This is a genomic window from Sphingomonas sp. (assembly GCF_035714405.1).
Taxonomy (GTDB): Bacteria; Pseudomonadota; Alphaproteobacteria; order Sphingomonadales; family Sphingomonadaceae; genus Sphingomonas.
Map to the genome: position 1 here is coordinate 29,452 of NZ_DASTMA010000012.1, position 20,605 is coordinate 50,056.

At 70.7% G+C, this 20,605-nt stretch carries 23 protein-coding genes and 2 pseudogenes; 24 read left to right on the forward strand and 1 reads right to left on the reverse strand.

All coding sequences use genetic code 11. The features are described 5' to 3' along the window. Positions 1-16 precede the first annotated feature (16 nt). The 24 genes and pseudogenes from VFQ64_RS04730 (at position 17) to VFQ64_RS04845 (ending at position 20,508) form a co-directional block, all read left to right on the forward strand. Positions 17-538: a hypothetical protein gene (locus tag VFQ64_RS04730; RefSeq protein ID WP_325102149.1), complete on the forward strand. Its 522-nt coding sequence runs from the start codon at positions 17-19 to the stop codon at positions 536-538. Further along, positions 535-1,860: a DNA-packaging protein gene (locus VFQ64_RS04735; protein ID WP_414712863.1), complete on the forward strand. Its 1,326-nt coding sequence runs from the start codon at positions 535-537 to the stop codon at positions 1,858-1,860. Before VFQ64_RS04730 ends, VFQ64_RS04735 begins: the two co-directional genes overlap by 4 nt. Before the next feature lie 175 nt (positions 1,861-2,035). Further along, positions 2,036-3,151, forward strand: coding sequence for a phage portal protein (locus tag VFQ64_RS04740; RefSeq protein ID WP_325102150.1), 1,116 nt, complete (start codon positions 2,036-2,038; stop codon positions 3,149-3,151). After that, on the forward strand, positions 3,148-3,453 hold the full coding sequence (locus tag VFQ64_RS04745) for a DUF6127 family protein (protein ID WP_325102151.1): 306 nt from the start codon (positions 3,148-3,150) through the stop codon (positions 3,451-3,453). Before VFQ64_RS04740 ends, VFQ64_RS04745 begins: the two co-directional genes overlap by 4 nt. Beyond that, the gene (locus VFQ64_RS04750; RefSeq protein ID WP_325102152.1) at positions 3,450-3,785 is read left to right on the forward strand and encodes an HK97 family phage prohead protease; all 336 of its coding nucleotides are present in this window, start codon (positions 3,450-3,452) and stop codon (positions 3,783-3,785) included. Before VFQ64_RS04745 ends, VFQ64_RS04750 begins: the two co-directional genes overlap by 4 nt. Before the next feature lie 95 nt (positions 3,786-3,880). Next, positions 3,881-4,882 (forward strand): phage major capsid protein, encoded by a 1,002-nt coding sequence (locus tag VFQ64_RS04755; RefSeq protein ID WP_325102153.1) that lies wholly within the window; start codon positions 3,881-3,883, stop codon positions 4,880-4,882. Positions 4,883-5,057: 175 nt separating this feature from the next. Then, the gene (locus tag VFQ64_RS04760) at positions 5,058-5,606 is read left to right on the forward strand and encodes a head-tail connector protein (protein ID WP_325102154.1); all 549 of its coding nucleotides are present in this window, start codon (positions 5,058-5,060) and stop codon (positions 5,604-5,606) included. Further along, positions 5,603-6,001, forward strand: coding sequence for a hypothetical protein (locus VFQ64_RS04765; protein WP_325102155.1), 399 nt, complete (start codon positions 5,603-5,605; stop codon positions 5,999-6,001). The genes VFQ64_RS04760 and VFQ64_RS04765 overlap by 4 nt, the downstream gene beginning before the upstream one ends. A 243-nt stretch (positions 6,002-6,244) precedes the next feature. Continuing rightward, complete coding sequence (locus VFQ64_RS04770; RefSeq protein WP_325102156.1) at positions 6,245-6,652, forward strand: phage major tail protein, TP901-1 family; 408 nt, start codon at positions 6,245-6,247, stop codon at positions 6,650-6,652. A 161-nt stretch (positions 6,653-6,813) separates the two neighbouring features. Further along, positions 6,814-7,125, forward strand: a complete 312-nt coding sequence (locus VFQ64_RS04775) for a gene transfer agent family protein (RefSeq protein WP_325102157.1) — start codon at positions 6,814-6,816, stop codon at positions 7,123-7,125. A 33-nt stretch (positions 7,126-7,158) separates the two neighbouring features. Next, positions 7,159-7,452, forward strand: coding sequence for a phage tail assembly chaperone (locus VFQ64_RS15585; RefSeq protein WP_414712864.1), 294 nt, complete (start codon positions 7,159-7,161; stop codon positions 7,450-7,452). Beyond that, the gene (locus VFQ64_RS04785) at positions 7,445-7,987 is read left to right on the forward strand and encodes a tail tape measure protein (RefSeq protein ID WP_325102158.1); all 543 of its coding nucleotides are present in this window, start codon (positions 7,445-7,447) and stop codon (positions 7,985-7,987) included. The genes VFQ64_RS15585 and VFQ64_RS04785 overlap by 8 nt, the downstream gene beginning before the upstream one ends. A 333-nt stretch (positions 7,988-8,320) precedes the next feature. Then, positions 8,321-10,594, forward strand: a complete 2,274-nt coding sequence (locus VFQ64_RS04790) for a DUF2460 domain-containing protein (protein WP_325102159.1) — start codon at positions 8,321-8,323, stop codon at positions 10,592-10,594. An 88-nt stretch (positions 10,595-10,682) separates the two neighbouring features. Beyond that, a complete protein-coding gene (locus tag VFQ64_RS04795) occupies positions 10,683-11,501 on the forward strand; it encodes a DUF2163 domain-containing protein (protein ID WP_325102160.1) in 819 nt (272 codons plus the stop codon). Beyond that, positions 11,498-11,887 (forward strand): peptidoglycan endopeptidase, encoded by a 390-nt coding sequence (locus VFQ64_RS04800; RefSeq protein WP_325102161.1) that lies wholly within the window; start codon positions 11,498-11,500, stop codon positions 11,885-11,887. The genes VFQ64_RS04795 and VFQ64_RS04800 overlap by 4 nt, the downstream gene beginning before the upstream one ends. Before the next feature lie 867 nt (positions 11,888-12,754). Next, positions 12,755-12,952, forward strand: a pseudogene (locus tag VFQ64_RS04805) (phage tail protein); the annotation flags it as partial. Between the two features lie 141 nt (positions 12,953-13,093). Next, positions 13,094-14,011: a phage tail baseplate protein gene (locus VFQ64_RS04810; RefSeq protein WP_325102171.1), complete on the forward strand. Its 918-nt coding sequence runs from the start codon at positions 13,094-13,096 to the stop codon at positions 14,009-14,011. Further along, positions 14,008-14,505: a DUF2793 domain-containing protein gene (locus VFQ64_RS04815; RefSeq protein ID WP_325102162.1), complete on the forward strand. Its 498-nt coding sequence runs from the start codon at positions 14,008-14,010 to the stop codon at positions 14,503-14,505. Before VFQ64_RS04810 ends, VFQ64_RS04815 begins: the two co-directional genes overlap by 4 nt. Positions 14,506-14,656: 151 nt before the next feature. Beyond that, positions 14,657-15,790 (forward strand): OmpA family protein, encoded by a 1,134-nt coding sequence (locus VFQ64_RS04820; RefSeq protein WP_325102163.1) that lies wholly within the window; start codon positions 14,657-14,659, stop codon positions 15,788-15,790. A gap of 101 nt (positions 15,791-15,891) precedes the next feature. After that, a complete protein-coding gene (locus tag VFQ64_RS04825; protein WP_325102164.1) occupies positions 15,892-16,308 on the forward strand; it encodes a hypothetical protein in 417 nt (138 codons plus the stop codon). 134 nt (positions 16,309-16,442) lie between these two features. Then, positions 16,443-17,402, forward strand: a complete 960-nt coding sequence (locus VFQ64_RS04830; RefSeq protein WP_325102165.1) for an alpha/beta hydrolase — start codon at positions 16,443-16,445, stop codon at positions 17,400-17,402. Positions 17,403-17,568: 166 nt separating this feature from the next. After that, on the forward strand, positions 17,569-18,882 hold the full coding sequence (locus VFQ64_RS04835; protein WP_325102166.1) for a UDP-glucose/GDP-mannose dehydrogenase family protein: 1,314 nt from the start codon (positions 17,569-17,571) through the stop codon (positions 18,880-18,882). Beyond that, positions 18,879-19,316: a VOC family protein gene (locus tag VFQ64_RS04840; protein ID WP_325102167.1), complete on the forward strand. Its 438-nt coding sequence runs from the start codon at positions 18,879-18,881 to the stop codon at positions 19,314-19,316. Before VFQ64_RS04835 ends, VFQ64_RS04840 begins: the two co-directional genes overlap by 4 nt. A gap of 64 nt (positions 19,317-19,380) precedes the next feature. Beyond that, positions 19,381-20,508 carry a PQQ-dependent sugar dehydrogenase gene (locus VFQ64_RS04845; protein WP_414712865.1) on the forward strand — a complete coding sequence of 376 codons (1,128 nt, stop codon included), beginning with the start codon at positions 19,381-19,383 and terminating at the stop codon, positions 20,506-20,508. Here the strand turns inward: VFQ64_RS04845 and VFQ64_RS04850 are convergent. Beyond that, positions 20,495-20,605 (reverse strand): annotated as a pseudogene (locus VFQ64_RS04850) (PaaI family thioesterase); the annotation flags it as partial. The gene VFQ64_RS04845 and the pseudogene VFQ64_RS04850 sit on opposite strands and share 14 nt — an antisense overlap.

A 20,605-nucleotide genomic window follows, 5' to 3' on the forward strand; every position in this document is an offset into this window, starting at 1 on the left:
GCGAGAGGGGGGTAGAATGGGCTCGAACGGGAAGGACAAGAAGGGCAAGCCGCGCGGGCCGAGCGGGGTCACGCGGGTTCGTCGCGAACGCTTTCTGGCGACATTGGCGGCGACGTGCAACGTCAGGCTGGCGTGCGAAACCGCCGGAGTCGGCCTGAGCTGGACCTATACGGCACGCGCGAACGACCCTGAGTTCGCCGAGCGATGGGAAGAAGCGCTGCAGCAGGGCTATGTCAACCTCGAGTGCGAGCTCGTGCGGCGCGCGCCCGGCAGTTCACTCGGCGACGGCGAAGAGGACGCGGGCGACGCACCGCGGCCCTTCGACGAGAACCTGGCGCTCCGAATGCTGGACCAGCGCCGGCGGGCCGACCCTCAGGGCAGACGGGTGCCGACCCGGCTGAAGCAACCCGATGCGCAGACGGTACTCGCCTCGGTCAACCGCAAGCTCGACGCGCTGAAGCGGCAAGTCGAGGGGAAGCAGCAGATCGAGGAGAAGCGGCAGATCGAGGGGAAGCGGCAGAGCGAGGGCGAGCGGTGAGCGCGATTGATTCGTGCCATTTGCTGGAAAAGCTGGTGGCGCTCGACGCCGACGCGCGGGCGACGCTCCTGTCGCGGCTAACCCATGTGGAGCGCCGTGGCCTGGACGAGATGTGGGGGATGTGGGCGCTGCCGGGCCAGATGCCGCCGCCGGGTGCGTGGCGGGTGTGGATGATGATGGCCGGGCGCGGTTTCGGCAAGACGCGCGCGGGCGCCGAGTGGGTCAGCGCGGTGGCGCGGGCTCGTCCCGGCGCTCGGATCGCGCTGGTCGGCGCGACGCTGAGCGAAGTGCGACGCGTCATGGTGGAGGGCGACAGCGGCATCCTGGCGGTGGCGCACGGCCACGAACCCGTTCGGTGGGTGCGTGACCGCAACGAGATCACCTTTGCGTCCGACGCCAAGGCCTATATCTACTCCGCCGAGGCGCCCGAAAGCCTGCGCGGACCGCAGCACGACGTGGCCTGGTGCGACGAACTGGCCAAATGGCGTTATGGCGAGGCCGCCTGGCGCAATCTGGAACTGGGATTGCGGCTGGGCACGGCGCCCAGGACCGTGGTGACGACGACACCGCTCCCCGTGCCGCTGGTGCGCCACGTCCTGAGCCTGCGCGACGCGGTGGTGACCGGCGGCCGCACGCGAGACAATCCGCATCTGGCGGTGAGCTTCCGGGAGGCGATGGAGGGGCTGTACGCCGGCACCGCGCTCGGACGGCAGGAGCTGGATGGCGAGCTGATCCAGGATCGCGAAGGTGCATTGTGGACACGGGCGATGCTCGACGCGGCATCGGTCGATACGGTGCCGGTGCTGACGCGCGTGGTGGTCGGGGTCGATCCGCCGGCGAGCGCCGGAGGCGACGCGTGCGGAATCGTCGCGGTGGGGCTGGCCGACGGTGTCGCCTATGTGCTGGAGGATGCCAGCGTCGCCGGACTGTCCCCGGACGGCTGGGCGCGCGCGGTGGCGGCGTGCGCGGGCCGGCATGGCGCGGACCGGGTGATCGCGGAGGCGAACCAGGGCGGCGACATGGTCGAGACCGTGCTGCGCGGGGCCGAAGGAACGCTGCCGGTGCGGCTCGTCCGTGCCAGCCGCGGCAAGCTGGCGCGCGCGGAGCCGGTGGCGGCGGAATATGAGCGCGGGCGGGTGAAGCATGTGCGCGGGCCTGATGGTTCGGGGTTCGGCGCACTGGAGGACGAGCTGTGTGGGATGGTGGTCGGCGGCGTCTATGCGGGGCCGAGCCGCTCGCCGGATCGCGCGGATGCGCTGGTGTGGGCGGTGACGGAGCTGTTGCTGCGGCCGGCAAAGCGGGCGCAAGTGCGCGCGATGTAGAGCCTCGGGCAGCGCAAGCTGGCCGAGGACTCGGCCGGCCCGGGCAGCGGGCGGCATAGCCGACCCGTCTGACGGGCTGGCTGTACGGATTGTCCGTCGCGCCGGCCCTCACCCTGGCGCCTGACGGCGCCTGTCCCTCTCCCGCAAGCGGGAGAGGGTATGAAAGGACAATCACATGAAACTTTTCGGGTGGCGGCGCGAGGCGTCGCGGCCGGCCCTCTCCACATCTGGGTCGCGTGCCGGCGCGGTGAGCGTGGGGGAGTGGCCGCCTTCGTACGAGGCGCAGGTGCGCAGCGGCTATTGCGGGAACGCGATCGCGCAGCGGGCGGTGCGGCTGGTGGCCGAAGCGGTCGGGGGCGCGCCGCTGGAGGCGTCCTCGCCGGCGTTGCTGGCGCTGGTGCAGGGGCGAACGGGAGGCGCGGGGTTGCTGGAGAGCGTCGCGGCGCAGTTGCAGCTGCATGGCAATGCTTTCGTCCAGGTGCTGCGTTCGCCCGAGGACGACCCGGCCGCCTTGTACCCCTTGCGGCCGGAGCGGGTGAGCGTGGAGGCGGATGCGGGCGGGTGGCCGGCGGCGTACCGCTACACCGTCGGTGGACGGGTGGCGCGGCTGGCGGCGGACGGGCCGCGGCCCGATGTGATCCACCTGCGCGGCTTTCATCCGCTCGACGACCATTATGGGCTGGGCTGCCTGGGCGGGGCGGCGAACGCGATCGCGGTGCACAATGCGGCGGGCGTCTGGAACAAGGCGCTGCTCGACAATGCGGCAAGGCCGTCCGGCGCGCTGGTGTACGAGCCCGGCGACGGGTCGGCGCTGTCGCCGGAGCAGTTCGCGCGGCTGCGCAGCGAGATGGAACAGGGGTTCGCGGGCGCGGCGCAGGCGGGGCGGCCGATGCTGCTGGAAGGCGGGTTGCGTTGGCAGCCGCTGTCGCTGACGCCTGCCGATATGGACTTTGTCGGGCTGAAGGCGGCGGCGGCGCGGGAGATCGCGCTCGCCTTCGGTGTGCCGCCGATGCTGCTGGGGCTGCCCGGCGACTCGACGCATGCCAATTATCGCGAGGCGAACCGGGCGTTGTGGCGGCTGGCGGTGCTGCCGCTCGCGGGCGCGGTGCTCGACGGGCTGGCACAGGGCTTAAGCGGGTGGTTCCCGGATCCGTGGCTGCGGGTCGATCTGGATGGCGTGCCCGCGCTGGCCGACGACCGCGCCGCGCTGTGGGCGAGCGTCACGGCGGCGGACTTCATCACGCGTGCGGAGAAGCGGGCGATGCTCGGCTTTGAGGAGGATGGGTCATGAGCGGGACGGTGTTGGCGCAATTGCTGGCGCAGGGGGCTGAGCGTGGAGCCGACCTGGTGACGCTGCGCGCGATCGCGGAGGAGGCGGGGGAGCTGGGCGCGACACGGGCGCTGAGCCGGCTGGGGCTCACCGATGCCGGCGCGTCGGCGGACCTGGCGGAGCTGCGCGAGCTGTTGCGGGCGTGGCGGGACGCGAAACGGTCGGCGTGGAAGGCGGCCATCGCCTGGGTGCTGCGGATCGTGTTCGCGTTGCTGCTCGCCGTGCTGGCGGTGCGGCTGGGCTTCGGGGAGTGGATCAAGTGAGCGGCTTCAGCGGCCATGCGGCGCTGTTCGACCGGGTGGACCGGGCAGGCGACGTGTTCCGGCGCGGGGCTTTCGCGGCCGGCAAGGTGGCGCTGCTGCGCGATCATCGTGGGCCGGCGATCGGCACCGTCACTGTGCGCGAGGACGCGGAGGGCTTGCATGTCGAGGGTGCGGCGGACTGCGTTCGCCTAGGCGACGGACTGTCCGTCGGGTTCCGCGCGACGCGGACGCGGCAGGGCGCGCGGCGCGAGATCCTGGCGGCCGAGCTCGTGGAGGTGAGCCTGGTGGCGATCCCGATGCAGCCGGGTGCGCGGGTAGAGGCGGTTTACTGAGTTCGGGGCTCGCGGTGAGCCCCCTCCACCATTCGGCCAACTGGCCGAATGGTCCCCCTCCCCGTGAGCGGGGAGGATTTCAGCAGGAGAAGACCATGGATGTGATCGACAGGCCGGTGCTCGCGGGAGCATCGGAAGGGGAGCGCGCGTCTGCGTTCCAGGGGTTCGTCAGGACCGGGCAGACGCTGGAGTTGAAGGCGTTTACCGGCGTGACGGGGGACGCGGGCGGCTATGCGGTGCCGCGCGAGATCGATGCGGCGATCGACCGGATGTTGGCGTCCATCTCGCCGATCCGGCGCATCGCGCAGGTGGTGAAGGTGGGGTCGGCCGGCTATCGCAAGCTGGTGACCACCGGCGGCACGCCGTCGGGCTGGGCGGCGGAGACCGACGCCCGGCCGGGGACGGCGACGCCGGTGTTCGCGGAGGTCGCGCCGCCGAGTGGCGAGCTCTATGCCAACCCGAGCGCCAGTCAGGCGATGCTGGACGACGCGGCGTTCGACGTCGAGGCGTGGCTGGCGGACGAGATCGCGACCGAGTTCGCTCGCGCCGAGGGGGCGGCGTTCGTCAACGGCTCCGGGGTGAACCGGCCCAAGGGGTTCCTCACCAATCCGGTGAGCGCGGCGGGAGATGCGGCGCGGGCGTTCGGGGCGCTGCAATATCTGCCGAGCGGGGCGGCGGGGGACTTCGCGGCGAACCCGCAGGAGCGGCTGATCGACCTGGTGCAGTCGCTGCGCGCGCCGTACCGGCAGGGGGCGGCCTTCGTGATGAACGCCGCGACAGTGGCGCGGCTGCGCAAGTTCAAGACCAGCGACGGCGCTTTCATCTGGCAGCCGGGGCTGTTGGCGGGGCAGCCGGCGACGCTGCTCGGCTATCCGGTGGTGGAAGCCGAGGACATGCCCGACATTGCGGCGAACGCGCTGGCGATCGCGTTTGGCAATTTCCGGCTCGGCTATCTGATCGCGGAGCGCAGCGAGACGGCGATCCTGCGCGACCCGTACTCGAACAAGCCGTTCGTCGGGTTCTATGCGACCAAGCGGATCGGCGGGTGCGTGGTGAATGGGGAAGCGGTGAAGCTCATGAAGTTCAGCGCGAGCTGAATTTCATGAGCGGAGAGTGCCTCGATTAGCACGGCTAATCGAGGACACGGCCGCCCCGGGCAGCGGGCGGGCATAGCCCGTCCCGTCTGACGGGGCGGCCGCCCCCCTCCACCACCGGCCCAAGCGGGCCGGCGGTCCCCTCCCCCTGCGGGGGAGGATTTGAGAAGGACAATATATGGCTCAGTCGGCGGTGCCGGCGTCCGTGGTGGCCGAGCTGGTCGTCGCGGCGCGGGAGTATTTGCGTCTGCAAGGAGGCGTCGAGGCGGCGCTGCTGACGCGGGCGGCGGCCGCGGCATTCGGGTTGGCGGAGGCGTTTTGCGGGGTGGCGGTGGTGCGGCGGCTGCACGAGGACGTGCTGCCGGCGACGGGTGGCTGGCAGCGGCTGCGGGCGCGGCCGGTGACCGCGATCGCCGGGGTGACGGCGCTGCCGGTCGCCGCCGCGCCGTTCGTGCTCGCGGTCGATGCTTACGCGATCGACATCGACGCGGACGGCGACGGCTGGTTGCAGGTCGCCGATGCGGGCGGCGCGGGCCGGGTGGCGGTGGATTATACGGCCGGGCTGGCGGCGGACTGGGCGGCGGTGCCGATGCCGGTGGCGCAAGGGCTGGTGATGCTGGTCGCGCATCTGTTCGAGCACCGCGACGGGATCGCGCAGCCGCCGGCGGCGGTAGCGGCGCTGTGGCGGCCGTTCCGGCGGATGAAGCTCATGACGGCAGTGCGATGAGCGCGGGTTCGGCGTTGGTCGAAGCGGTGCTGGCCGAGCTGCGGCACGAGGAATTGCAGCCGCTGGTGGTGTTCGACGCGCCGCCGGTGCGCGCGGGCCTGCCCTATGCGGTGATCGAGGAGCCGGTGCTCAAGTCGGAGAACGCGGCGGGGGTGCAGGGTCGGACGGGGATGCTGGCGATCAGCTTTCACGACGATGGCGAGCGGCCGCTGCCGTTGCGCGGGATGGTGGCGTTCGCGGACGAGCTGATCGCGCTGCTGCCGACCGAGATCGGCGAGGGGTGGCGGATCGGCGGATTGGCGCTGGCGCGGAGCCGGCTCACGCGGACGAAGGAGGGTTGGACGGCGCGCAGCGAGTGGTCGGTGCGGATGTTTCGGGCCGTAGCCGAGCCGTGACTAGCGCAAGCTAGCCGCGGACTCAGCAAGGCCGGGCGGCGGGTCGTGAAACGAACCCGCCCGTCGTCATGGGATGTACTCCCATAACTGCCTTCGCGGCCCGGCCCCTCCACCCCTCGCCCAAGTGGGCGAGTGCGCAGGCTTTGGCCGTCCCCCGGACGGCCAAGATCGTGTCCGGGGGACACGATCTCGCCTGCACACCCCCTCCCCGTGAACGGGGAGGATCAAATCAGGAGACACATCATGGCAATCGAAAAGGGTTCGGCCTTCTTGTTGAAGGTCGGCGATGGCGCGGTGACGCCGGTGTTCGCGACGGTAGCGGGGCTCAGGACCACGCAGCTGTCGGTCAATGGCGAGGCGGTGGTGGTGACCACCAAGGATTCGGGCGGCTGGCGGCAGCTGTTGTCGGGCGCGGGCGTGCGTTCGGTGAGCGTGTCGGGGGCGGGCGTGTTCACCGGCTCGGCGGCGGAAGCGCGGGTGAGGGCGAGTGCGCTCAGTGGCGTGCTCGACGATTACCGGCTGAGCTTCGAAGGGGGCGAGACGATGACCGGGCGCTTCCTAGTGACGCGGCTGGACTATGCCGGCGATTTCAACGGGGAGCGGACGTACACGCTGTCGCTGGAGAGTTCCGGGCAGGTGGTGGCGGCCTAGTCCCCTCTCCCCTTGTGGGAGAGGGCGGAACCGCCGCAGCCGGCGGAAGGATGAGGGGTTGCTTGCACCGCACGCACGGCCGCCTTGCGGCCGCCCCCTCATCCGTCTCGGCATTGCCGAGCCACCTTCTCCCGCGAGGGGAGAAGGGAAGGAGAAGTCATATGACCCAAGCAAATGAACTGCGCGGCGAGGCTGCGTTGCGGGTGGCGGGTGAGGTGCTGGTGCTGCGGCCGTCGTTCCAGGCGTTGGTCGCGGCCGAGCAGGAGCTGGGGCCGCTGTTCGCGCTGGTGGAGCGGGCGGTGGACGGGCGGCTGGCGTTGGCGGAGATGGTGGTGCTGTTCTGGCATCGCCTGCGCGATGGTCCGGGTGGGCTGACCCGCGAAGGGCTGGGCGAGGCGGTGGCCGACGCGGGGCTGAGCGCGGCGATGCCGGTGCTGCGGGTGTTGCTGCAGCAGATTTTGACGGGGCGGTAGGTGTCCGCCTTGAATCCTCCCCCGGAGGGGGAGGTGGCGCGCGGCCCTGGCCGCGGGACGGAGGGGTGTCACGCTATCGAGGAGGGGATACCCCTCCACCATCCGCCCAAGTGGGCGAATGGTCCCCCTCCCCTTGCAGGGGAGGATTTTGGCAGTGCCGCCATCCGGCTCGCCGGCTTCTGCGCCGTCGTGCTGGGCTGGGCGCCGGATCAGTTCTGGCGGGCGACGCCGGCGGAGCTGCGGTGTGTCGTCGATGTGCTGGCGCCGCGGGAAGAAGCGCCGGTGACGCGGTCGTTGCTCGGAGAATTGGAGAAGTGCTGTGGATGAGGTGGATCGGCTGGTCGCGGGCGTGCGGCTGGATACGCGCGGCTTCGCCAGCGACGTGGCGGCGATGCGGGCGAGCCTGGAAGGAACGCTGGGCGCGGGCGCGAACCGGGCGGGGCGGGCGATCGAAGGGTCGCTGTTGCGCGCGGTCAGATCGGGCAAGCTGGGGTTCGACGACCTCAAGGCGACGGCGTTGCGGTCGCTCGACGCGATCGCGGCGGCGGCGCTGAAGAGCGGGCTGCAATCGGTGACCGGCGGCGGGGGGTTGCTGGGGACGCTTGCGGGACTGATCGGCGGGTTGCCGGGGCGGGCGACGGGCGGACCGGTGGTCGGCGGGCGGCCCTATCTGGTCGGCGAGCGCGGGCCCGAGCTGTTCGTGCCGGCGTCCGCCGGGCGGGTGGAGGCCGGCGTTGCGGGTGGCGCGCGCGATGTGCGGGTGAGCATCACGGTGAATGCGCGGCCGGGCGAGGGGGCGGAGGCGATGCGGCAGTCGAGCCGGCAGGTCGCGCGGGCGGTGCGGGCAGCGCTGGAGGGGTAGGCAAGGGCGGTCACGGGAGTAAATCCCGTGACGTCGAAGCTCGGCTGCGCCGAGCCCGGCCGGCCTTCGCCGCCTCGAGACCAGCTGCGCTGCTCGCGTGCGGCGCGCGGCGATGCGGCAGTCGAGCCGGCAGGTGGCCCGGGCGGTACGGGCAGCGCTCGAGGGGTAGGCGCAGCCGAGGTTCCGCAATCAAATCCTCCCCTGCAAGGGGAGGTGGCCGGCGCAGCCGGTCGGAGGGGTGTAACCGGCTGGAGGGGCGCCACATTGATGGTGACACCCCTCCAGCGCGCGATGCGCGGCGGTCCCCCTCCCCTTGCAGGGGAGGATCTCACTATGCCACATTGGTTGGCGTCCGAGCGGCGCGAGCAGGCGTCGGACTTCATCACACGGTTCGATCCGCGGTTCTGGACGGTGAACTTTCCGCGGCCGGCGATGGCTTCGGTCGTCACCGGCGCGGGGGACGGGTTGCGGGTGGATGCGGTGTTCTATCGCGAGGGCGACCTGGTCGGGTTGATCTGGGAGGCGGCGGACCGGTTCGATCACCCGCTGCTGGCGTACGAGACCAGCCGCGACTTCCGGGGATGCCGGCTACGCTTCCGCTGGCGGTCGGGGGGCGTGGTGGCGCTCGACGCGGTCGATGGACCGGTGTTGACGATCGAGGGGCGCGACGCGGGCGGCGCGGCGTTCACCGCCTATGTGCGGTTGTGGAATTACGCCGCCGGCACCGGCGAGGACGCGCTGGTCGCGTTCGACTTCGCGGCGGTGCGCGGCGGCTTCGAGCCGGGCGGCGCGCCGGTGTGGATGGGCGATGTCGACCGGATGTTCGTGTCGCTGGTGCCGCCCGGTTACGTCGCGGCGAGCACGGCCGATCTGCCCGCGCCGGCGCAAGGCTGGGTGGAGCTGTCCGGGCTGGTCTGCGACGGACCCGGCGCGGTGCTGGCGATCGGCGACGTGGTGGTGCCGCCGCATGGGCTGCAGATCGCGAGCGGCTATGACGACAGCTATCACCTGACGCCGGCGCGGTTGCTGCGCAACGCGCTGCAGCTCGGCTATCGCGGGACGATCAACCATTATGTCGGGATGAGCCATTATTTCCGGCTCTCCGCAGGGCTGGCGACCGCCGCCGGCGGGGTGCTGAACGTGGCCTGCGCAGCGTGGCATGCGGATTTTGCCGCGAAGGCCGGAGTGCTCGGCTACGGGGTGATCTGGTCGCTCAGCTATGAGCTGTTCGACGCGCATTGCCCCGAAGCGTGGAAGCAGCGGGCGGCGGATGGATCGCCGGCACTGACCGGGTGGGTGCCGCCCTCGACCTTGCTGTCGCCGGCGAACGCCGAGGCGATGGCATATCTGCGGACAGTCGCGGCGGCGTTCATGGCGATCGCGCTCGCGGCCGGGCTGGAGCCGAAGTTCCAGGTCGGAGAGCCGTGGTGGTGGACGATGCCCGCCCCGGACGGAAGCTTGCGGCCGTGTCTTTACGATGACGCGGCGGTGGCGGCGTTCGCGCCGGTGGCGATCCCGAGCGTGCGGGCGAGCCTGAACACCGCGCAGAAAGCGACGCTGGATGCGGCGGGCGCGTGTTTGGCGGGCTCGACCGCGGCGCTGGCGGCGGCAGCAAAGGCCGCTGCGCCCGGATGCGTGACGCACCTGCTGGCGTATCTGCCGACAGTGCTCGACCGCGCCGCGCCGGAGCTGCGGCGGGCGAACATGCCGGTGGGGTGGGCCCAAAGTGACTCTGGGCCGGCGTTCGATGTGCTGCAGCTGGAGGATTATGACTGGGTGACCGCCGGTGACACGGCGGCGACGCGCGCGGGCGTGGCGGCGGTTCAGGCGCGGCTCGGCTATCCGGTGGCGGACCAGCATTATCTGAGCGGGTTCGTGCTGCGGCCCGAGGACGCGGGGCAGTGGGACGCGATCGTTGCGGCCGCGCAAGCGGCGCGGGCGCGCGGGGTGGCGGCGGTGTTCCTGTGGGCGCTGCCGCAGGTGCTGCGCGACGGCTTTGTATATTGGGAAGGAGAGAGCGACGTGCAGGCATTCGACGATGTGCTGTTTCCGCTGGCGCTGGGGCGCGAGGCGGCGGTGGCGCCGGCCTTCTCGACGGCGGTGATCGCAGGCAGCGGCGGGGCGGAGCAGCGGCAGGCGAACTGGGCGGCGGCGCGGACCAGTTATGATGTCGGGCCAGGCGTGCGGTCGGAGGCGGACATCGCGGCGCTGCTGGGGTTCTTTCGGGCGAGGATGGGGCCGGCGCGGGGGTTCCGCTTGCGCGATCCGTTCGATTCGTCGGCTGCGAACGTCGTGCTCGGGACCGGGGACGGGGTGAGGCGGCGCTACGCACTGGTAAAGCACTACGGCGAGACGGCGCGGCGGATCACGCGGCCGGTGGCCGGGAGTGTCTCGCTCACGGTCGATGGAGCGACGACGGCTGCATTCGTGGTCGAACCGGGCGGGTTCGTGGTGTTCGATGTCGCGCCGGCGGCGGGCGCGATGGTGCGGGCGGGCTTTGCGTTCGACGTGCCGGTGCGGTTCGCTGAGGATCGGCTGGAGGTGAGTCTGGCGACCTGGGCGGCGGGGGAGGCGGTGTCGGTGCCGCTGGTGGAGGTGCGGGAATAGGTCCGCTCGCGGGAGGGGCTAGGGGAGGGGATGTTGGAGGGGTGACATGCCCTCCCCCGTCCCCTCCCGCAAGCGGGGGGGAGAAGTTATGGACATGTTGTCGGACGAGCTGACGACGCTCGCCTTGTGCTGGCGGGTGGAGCGGCGCGATGGGGTGACGATCGGGTTGACCGGGCATGACCGCGACCTGCTGATCGACGGGCTGCTGCATCGCGCGGCGCCGGGGATGGCGCCGTCGGCGATCCGGCGCGGGCTGGGGCTGGAGGCGGACACGATGGATGTCGCCGGCGCGCTGGCGAGTGCGGCGATCGGCGAGGCGGACCTGCTCGCGGGTCGCTGGGACGGCGCGCGCGTCACCCTGTTCGCGGTGGACTGGACGGGCGGGCCCCAAGACTTTCCGGACCGGGTGGAGCTGGGCGAGGGGCGGATCGGGGCGGTGTCGGTCAAGGGCGGCGCGTTCACCGCCGAGCTGCAGGGGGCGAGCGCGAGCCTGGCGCGGCCGGTAGTGGAGGAGACCTCACCCGAGTGCCGGGCCGAACTGGGCGACCGGCGCTGCCGGGTGGCGATGGCGGGGCGGCGGGTGTTCGCGCGGGTGGTCGCTTGCACACAGCGGGTGATGACGGTCGACGCGGTGCTCGCCCCCGGCGCTTATGCAGGCGGGCGGCTGCGGTGGTTCGGCGGGGCCAATGGCGGGTTGGAGGGGTGGATCGCGGCGTCCTCCGGCATGACGCTGACGCTGCGGGCGGAGCCGGCGTTCGCGGTCGAGGTCGGCACGCTCGTCGAGCTGATCGAGGGGTGCGACAAGAGTCTGGCGACGTGCGCGGGGCGGTTCGGCAATGCGGCGAACTTCCGGGGCGAGCCATATCTGCCGGGGCTGGACCTGTTGACGCGGTATCCGGGCGCATGAGCGCCGTCGCGGACGCTGCGCTGGCGGCGGTGGGCGCGCGGTTCCGGTTGCACGGGCGGGTGCCCGATACCGGGCTCGATTGCGTCGGGCTGGCGGCGTGGGCGCTGCGGGCGGGCGGGTTCAGGGGCGAGGTGCCGACGGGATACGCCTTGCGTGGCGGGGATGCGGGCGCGGTAGCGGCGTTGCTCGACCGGGTGCTGGTGCGGAGCGACGACGCGCATGCGGGCGACGTGTTGCTGATGCGCACCGGCCCCGGGCAGCTGCACCTCGGCATCCGGACCGATGCGGGGCTGGTCCATGCGGATGCGGGTTTACGGCGGGTAGTGGTGCGGCCTGGGGTCGTGCCGTGGCCGGTCCTCGGCATTTGGCGGATGGGAGAGGGCTGATGGCGACGCTGGTACTGACCGCCGTCGGCGGGGCGCTGGGCGGGCCGGTGGGGGCGGCGCTGGGCGCGCTGGTCGGACAGAGCGTCGATCATGGCGTGTTGTTCAGGCCCAAGGGGCGCGAGGGACCGCGGCTGACCGAGCTGCGCATCCAGACCTCCTCCTATGGGACGGCGATCCCGCAGCTGTTCGGGCGGATGCGGGTGGCGGGCACGGTGATCTGGTCGACCGACCTGATCGGCCGCTCGACGACTCGTGCCGGCAAGGGGCAGCCGAGCGTGACCCATTACAATTATTCCGCATCCTTTGCGGTGCTGCTGTCCGCGCGCGCTGTGCTCGACATCGGCCGGGTGTGGGCGGACGGGCAGTTGATCCGCGGCGCCGCGGGCGACTGGAAGGTCAAGACCGGGTTTCGGCTGCATACCGGCGCGGAAGACCAGGCGGCGGATCCGCTGATCGCGTCGGCCGAGGGAGTGGGGCTGACGCCGGCGCATCGCGGCTTCGCCTATGCGGTGTTCGAGGACATGGCGTTGGAGAGCTTCGGCAACCGGCTGCCGAGCCTGACCTTCGAGGTGATCGCCGATGTCGAGCCGGTCGGCGTGGGGGCAATCGCGGCCACCCTGGCGCATGAGGTGACGGGCGCGCCGGCCTTGCGGCTCGACGGCTTCGCCGCGAGCGGAGGGTCGGTGGGGGCGGTGCTGGAGACGCTGGCGGCGGCGAGTGGGGCGTGGTTCGCGCCTGCCGGTGCCGGGCTGGTGATGCGGGACGATGGCGCGGTTGCGGGAACCGTGGCCGAGCGGGATGGGCGCGAGGGGTCGCGCGAGGTCGCGGCGGCGGATGCCGCGCCGGGCGTGGTGACGGTCAGCCACCATGATCCCCAGCGTGACTGGCAGGCCCGGCCTGCAGCGGGCGCGGCGCCCCGGCGCGGGCCGCACGACATCGCATCTGGAGGTGCCGGCGGCGATCTCGGCGGGCATGGCGAAGGGGATCGCGGAGGCGGCGCTCGGGCGCGCGGAGGCGGCACGGGTGCGGCGGACCTTGCCTGTCGGCCTGGCGGCGCTGACGCTCGCGCCGGGGGCGGTGATCGCGGTTGCGGGGGAGACCGGGACTTGGCGGGTGGACGCGGTGGCGCTGGAGGGCATGGCGACGTCGCTGACGCTGTCGCCGCTGGCCGCTTCGGCGCTCGCGGCGAGCGCGAGTTCCGGGCGGATGCTGCCGCAGCCGGACCTGGTGGTGGGACGGACGCTGCTGCACGCCGTCGAGCTGCCGGGGCTCGATGATGGGGTGCCGACCCAGCCGCGCCTGTCGGTGGTCGCCTGCGGCGAGGGGGCGGGGTGGCGTGCGGCACCGCTGCTGCTCAGCCTCGACGGCGGCGCGACCTGGACGGAGATCGGCGCGACCGCCGCGCCGGCCGTGATCGGCACGATCGAGGCGCCGTTCGCGGCGGCCACGGCGACGCTGGTGGACGAAGCCGGGATGATCGTGGTGGCGTTGACGCGCGCGGACATGGCGCTGGGCGATGCGGCCGCGGCCGCGCTCAATGCCGGCGCGAACCTGGCCTTGGTGGGGAACGAGCTGATCCAGTTCGGGCGTGCCGAGCCGCTGGGCGGGGCACGCTGGCGGCTGAGCCGATTATGGCGCGGCCGACGCGCGACGCAGGTCTCCGCCGGCGCGGCGGGCGACCGCTTCGCGCTGCTCACCGCCGCGACGGTGCGCACGGTCGACTTGCCGCTGACGGCGCTGGGTGGAGACGTGCAGGTGATGGCGGCCGGCATCGGCGACGGGGACGACCCGCCGGTCGCGGTCGCGACGGTGAGCGGCGCGTCCGTGCTGCCGCCGCCGCCCGTGCACCTGCGCTGGACGGCCGAGGACGATGGCGGCGCGACGGTGACCTGGACACGGCGGAGCCGGGCCGGCGGGCGCTGGCTCGACCGGGTCGAGGCGCCGCTCGCCGAGGAGAGCGAAGGCTATCGGGTGTCGGTCGGCGCGCGCGAGGTGCTGGTCACCGCGCCAACCATCCGCGTCACCCCGGACGAGCGGTCGGCCGGGCCGGTGGTCGTAATGGTGCGGCAGCGCGGCACGCATGGCGAATCGGCAACGGTGATGATCGAAGTGGAGGGCTTATGAGCGAGACGAGTCGATGGGCGCTGCCGCTGCTGGAGGTGGGACAGGCGCAAAAGGAGATGACGCACAACGAGGCGCTGGCGCGGCTCGACCTGCTGACCCAGGCGAACGTCGTGGCGGTGGCGCAGAACGTGCCGCCCGCCGACGCCGCGCCGGGACAATGCTGGGTGGTCGGTGCGGCGCCGACGGGTGCGTGGTCGGGCCAGGCCGGCGCGCTGGCCGGATGGACCGCGGGCGGCTGGCGGTTCGCGGCGCCGCGGGAGGGGATGCAGGTATGGAGCATGGCGGACGGCTGCATCGCGACCCATGCCGATGGCGCGTGGCGAACCGGACGGATCGCGGGCGCGGAGCTGGTGATCGGCGGCGTCCGCGTGGTGGGTGCCCAGCGGCCGGCGATCGCGGCGCCGACCGGCGGCACCGTGGTCGATGGGGAAGTACGCGCCGTGCTCGACCAGGTTCTAACCGCCATGCGGGCGCATGGTCTGATCGCGAATTGATCCAGGTCAGAGACCTTTAACGGGTCGGCCCCTAAGGCATAAACCTGTGGCGCAAATACAACGGTTGCCGGGCAATGTCATCTTGCACGGAAACCAACCATTCGGTACTGAGTTTGCGCTGTCAGAAATGACACTGTGAAAGGGGATTACCATGCGGAAGCTTGCCACTATTCTGGCACTAGCCTCCACGGCCCTCGCCACGCCTGCCCTCGCCCGCGACAAGTCGTGGTACGTGGGCGTTGAAGGTGGGGCGATGATCGTCGAGGATATCGACTATGACATCACCGGGACCACCGCCGCGACCTCCGGGACGTCGACGGTCGATCACGACTATGGCTGGGACGTCGGTGGCCAGATCGGCTACGACTTCGGTGGCTTCCGCGTCGAGACGGAGGTGAGCTATCGCCGCGCCGTCGTCGAGGGCTTCAGCTCGACCACGGGCACCTCGGCGTTCACGGCCGGTGGCGCGATCGCCAACGTTCCTGCGAACTCCTTCGCCTTTGCCGGCGGCAAGACCAGCGCGCTCAGCTTCATGCTGAACGGCCTGCTCGACTTCGGTCCGGACGATGGTGTCCAGGGCTTCGTCGGCGGCGGTGTCGGCGTGGCGCGGGTCAAGGCCAATTATGGCCTGAACACCAACGGCAACTTCATCGACGACTCGGACACGGTCTTTGCGTGGCAGGGTCTGGCGGGCGTCCGTGCGCCGCTCTCCGACAATATCGACGTGTCGCTGAAGTATCGCTTCTTCAACGCCGATAACGTCCAGCTGATCGACGTCACGAACCGCACCTCCGAGGGGCGTTTCCGGTCGCACAGCATCCTGGGTGGCCTGACCTACAACTTCTTCACGCCGGAGCCGCCGGCACCGCCGCCCCCGCCGCCTCCGCCCCCCCCGCCGCCGCCGCCGCCCGTCGAGGTTGCGCCGGCCGCAGTCTGCTCGCCGGGACCGTTCATCGTGTTCTTCGAGTGGGACAAGTCGGACATCACGCCTGAGGCTTCGTCGATCCTCGACAACGCCGTCACCCAGTACCAGACCTGCGGCAACGCTCAGGTCATGCTGGCAGGCCACGCCGACAAGTCGGGTTCCGCGTCGTACAACGTCGGTCTCTCGCAGCGTCGTGCCGATGCGGTGAAGGCTTACCTGTCCTCGCGTTCGATCCCCGACACGGTGATCGCGACCGAAGCGTTCGGCGAGAGCCGTCCGCGCGTCGACACCGCCGATGGCGTGCGCGAAGTGCAGAACCGCCGCGTGGAAGTGACCTACGGCCCGGGTTCGGGCCAGTAAGTCACAGCCTCTCGGCTGAGATGAAGAGGGGAGGTCGGGCAACCGGCCTCCCTTTTTCTTTGTGGCACGAGCGGGCATCAGGCGGAAATGGGGGCGTCGCGGTGGCGAGTTACTGGCACATCCTCAAGAGCACGAAGCGCTTCGGAACCGACCGGGTGCATCGCATCTGGCACGAGGAGCGCGCCGATGCAGTTGTCACTGTGGGCTATGGCAACCAACCCACTGGGCCCGGTCGGGACAAGCTGCTGAAGTATCGGGCGGGCGATCGCATCATCGTCTATGCGCCCGGCTTCGGCGCGGTCGCGGTGGCCGAGGCGACCGGCGCAACGCCCGAGTATCGCCCATCGCCCGCTCCGGACACGCATGCGCATCGCCTGCCGGTCCGTTGGCGCGCTACCGTGCACCGGCTCGACGACGCGGTTCCCGCTCACGCGATCAGGCGTGCCGGGGGTTACGTCCCACGGTCGCTGGCCATGAAGCTGGCTGACGACGTGCGGATCGGCTCGCGAAGCTGGTAACGGAACGCGCCAATCCCTAGGCCCTCTCCCTGCTTCCAGCCCTTGCTCGCGGCACCGTTCCGGCGGGCGCAGAGCGGCTCGACCTTGTCTCAGTGCGTATGCTTGCCCATGCTCGGCGGTATAGGAGTACGCGCATGGAACGGTTCGAAGTTCGCAACGGCAACGTGACGCTGAGCGTGATCGCCGACGGGCCGCATGACCCGGCCGGTCTGCCGATCCTGTGTGTGCATGGCTGGCCCGAGCTGAGCCACAGCTGGCGCTACCAGATCGCGCATTTCGCGCGTCTCGGCCGGCGGATCGCGGCGCTCGACGTGCGCGGCTATGGCGAGAGCGACAAGCCAGCCGAGATCGCCGCCTACACCATGGCCGAACTGTGCGGCGACGTCGCGGCGGTGATCGACGCGCTAGGCGGGCGGGCGATCCTGTTCGGGCATGACTGGGGTGCGCCGATCGTGTGGAACACGGCTCTAAGGCATGCCGACAAGGTCGCGGCGGTCGCCGGCCTGAGCGTCCCCTACATTCCCGCAGGCGACGTCAACTTTCTGGAGGCGATGCGGCGGGTGCATGCCGGCCGGTTCTTCTACCAGCTCTACTTTCAGGAGCCCGGCGTCGCGGAAGCCGAGTTTTCCGACGATCCGCTGACGCTCGACAAGATATTCTGGGGCATTTCGGGCGAGGGGCTGCGCGTGCAAGCCTATGCTCCGAAGGGGCCCGAAGATCGGTTCCTTACCGGCATGGCCGCGCCGGAACACTATCCCGCGTGGATGGGCGAGGCCGATATGGAAACCTATCGCAAGGCGTTTGCGCGGGGCGGTTGGCATGGCCCGCTCAACCGCTACCGCGCGCAGGATCTGGATTTCGCGACACGCGAGGCTGTGAAAGGGCGGCACATCGAGCAGCCCGCCTGCTTCATCGCCGGTACGCTCGACCCGGTGCGCGGCTTCGTGCCCGGCCATGACAGCTTCGCGGCGGCAGGTGCTGCCTGCGACGATTTCCGCGGCACGACGCTGATCGAAGGCGCTGGTCATTGGGTGCAGCAGGAGGCGCCGGCCGAGGTCAATGCTGCGCTGGAGCGTTTCGTCGCCGGCCTTTGACCCCCCACATTCACGCCTTCGCAGCGTCCTGATGCTCCGCAGCCCAGGGTGCGCCGTGTCTGTTCCAAACTCGTACCGTTGTGCCGGCGCGCCACCGCGCCCGGTGTGGCAATCGCGGCCGGCTCCGTTAAGGGAGGCGCTTTGTACCATAGGACTGTCACCTTCCATGCGCATCACGATGATCGGGTCGGGCTATGTCGGGCTCGTCTCCGGGGCCTGTTTCTCGGATTTCGGTCACGAGGTGGTGTGCGTCGACAAGGACGCGGACAAGATCGACGCGCTGAAGGCGGGGCGGATGCCGATCTATGAGCCCGGTCTCGACCAGCTCGTCGCCGCCAACGTCGCAGCCGGACGGCTGTCGTTCACGACCGACCTCGCGCCGGCGGTGGACGGCGCGGACGCGGTGTTCATCGCGGTGGGGACGCCGACGCGGGCGGACGGCCATGCCGACCTGTCCTATGTCTTCGCCGCGACCGAGGAGATCGCGGACGCGCTGACCGGGCCGACGGTCGTGGTCAACAAGTCGACGGTGCCGGTGGGGACCGGCGACCGGGTGGAGGCGCTCCTGCGCGAGCGGCGGCCCGACATGGATGCCGCCGTCGTCTCCAACCCCGAATTCCTGCGCGAGGGCGCCGCGATCGGCGACTTCAAACACCCCGACCGCATCGTCGTCGGTTCCGAGGATTCGAACAGCGGTCCGCGCGCGCGCGCGGTGATGCGGGCGATCTATCGGCCGCTGTACCTCAATGAGAACCCCCTACTGTTCGTCGGTCGGCGCACGTCGGAGCTGATCAAATACGCCGCGAATGCGTTCCTCGCGACCAAGATCACCTTCATCAACGAGATCGCCGATCTGTGCGAGGCGGTCGGCGCGGACGTGCAGGACGTCAGCCGCGGCATCGGGCTCGACAATCGCATCGGGCGCAAGTTCCTGCACGCCGGGCCGGGCTATGGCGGATCGTGCTTTCCCAAGGACACGCTGGCGCTGCTCAAGACCGCCGAGGATTACGACACGCCGGTGCGCGTCGTCGAGGCGGTGGTGAAGGTGAACGATGCGCGCAAGCGGGCGATGGGGCGCAAGGTGCTCGCGGCGCTCGGCAACGATCCGCGCGGCAAGACCGTCGCGGTGCTGGGGCTGACGTTCAAGCCGAACACCGACGACATGCGCGACGCGCCGTCGATCGCGGTGATCCAGACGCTGACCGATGCCGGCGTGACGGTGAAGGCGTTCGATCCCGAGGGCACCGAGGCCGCCAAGGCGGTGATGCCCGCATCGCTGATCTATTGTGCCGACCCGTATGAGGCGGCGACGGGGGCCGATGCGGTCGCGATCGTCACCGAATGGGACGCGTTCCGCGCGCTCGATCTGGTGCGGCTGAAGCAGATCATGAACGCCCCGGTGCTCGTCGATCTGCGCAACATCTACGATCGCGCCGAGGCCGAGCGCCTGGGCTTCGCCTATACCGCCGTCGGGCGGTGAGCCGGCCGCGCATATCGGGACTGCTCGAGACCGCGCTTTATGTCGATGACATGGCGCGTTCGATCGGCTTCTTCCGCGACGTGCTCGGGCTGACGGCGATGATCGCGAGCGATCGCCTGACGGCGTTCGATGCGGGGCATGGCGGCGTGCTGCTGGTGTTCGCGCGCGGGCAATCGGGCGACGATGTCGCGATCCCGGGCGGCATCATCCCGGGGCATGACGGCAGCGGCCCGCTGCACATGGCGTTCGCGATCGCCGCTGATGCCTATGACGCCTGGCGCGATCACCTGGCGGGCAGCGGCGTGGCGGTGACGCACGAGGTGACCTGGCCCGCGGGTGGCCGCAGCCTCTACTTCAACGATCCCGATGGCCACGTGCTCGAACTTGCGACGCCGGGCCTGTGGGCCAACGATGCGGCGCGCCCGGTGGACTGACGCGCGGAACCAGGCGGTCGGTCGGGCGGTATAGGTGGCACAATCGTCGTCGGGAGTGACCGTGATCCTTCGTAGCCTGTTCGCGGCCAGCATGCTCGCCGCCACCGCCTGTTCCGCCGATCCGCAAGCCGGGCAGCAAGGCGCCGCGTCGGGGGGCAAGCCGTTCGTCGAGACGATAGTCGCGGACTTCGATTCACCGTGGGCGATGACGTTCCTGCCGGATCGCCGCATGTTGGTGACCGAAAAGGACGGGCGGCTGCTGCTCGTGTCTGCGGATGGCAAGAGCCGCGCGACGATCGCCACGTTCAAGGTGGCGTCGGCGGGGCAGGGCGGGCTGATGGACGTCGTGCTCGCACCAGACTTCGCGGCATCGAAGCGGGTTTATCTGAGCTGGTCGGAGGCGGGGCAAGGCGGCAATGGTGTCGTGCTCGCGCGCGGCACCTTAGCGGGTGCGGCGGGTGCCGAGCGGCTCGGCAACGTCGAGACGCTGTTCCGCGCGATGCCGTTCGTCGCGGGCGACGGGCATTATTCGGGACGGATCGCCTTTTCGCCCGACCGCCGCTTCCTGTTCTTCACCAACGGGGATCGGCAGAAGTTCGATCCGGCGCAAGACCCAAAGGCGACGCTGGGCAAGGTGCTGCGGCTGACGCTCGACGGCAAGCCGGCGCCGGGCAATCCGCTTGCCGCGAAGGGCTTCCACCCAGCCGTGTGGAGTTATGGCCATCGCAACCTGCTCGGCATCGCCTTCGACGCGTCGGGCGATCTGTGGGAACAGGAGATGGGTCCCAAGGGCGGCGACGAAGTGAACCTGATCCAGCCGGGACGGAACTACGGCTGGCCCAAGGCGTCGAACGGCAGCCATTATGACGGCCGCGACATCCCCGATCATGCGCCGGGTGACGGCTTCGAGCCCCCGATGGTGTGGTGGAATCCGGTGATCTCGCCCGGCGGTCTGATGATCTATTCGGGCGCCATGTTCCCGCAGTGGAAGGGCGATGCGTTCATCGGCGGACTGTCGTCGCAGGCGCTCGTGCGCGTCGATCTCGACGGCACCAATGCGCGCAAGGGCGATCAGTGGGACATGGGCGCGCGCATCCGCGAGGTGGAGCAAGGCCCCGAGGGCGCGATCTATCTGCTCGAGGACGGGCAGCGTGGCTCGGCGGGGCGGATGATCAAGCTCACCGCACGATGAGGTAGTTCATCCGCGCCGAGGCGATCGGTTTTGCGCGATCGTCCTGCCACGCGACCGCCTCGACGTTCGCGATGCGCGTGCCGAGCCGCGTGACGAT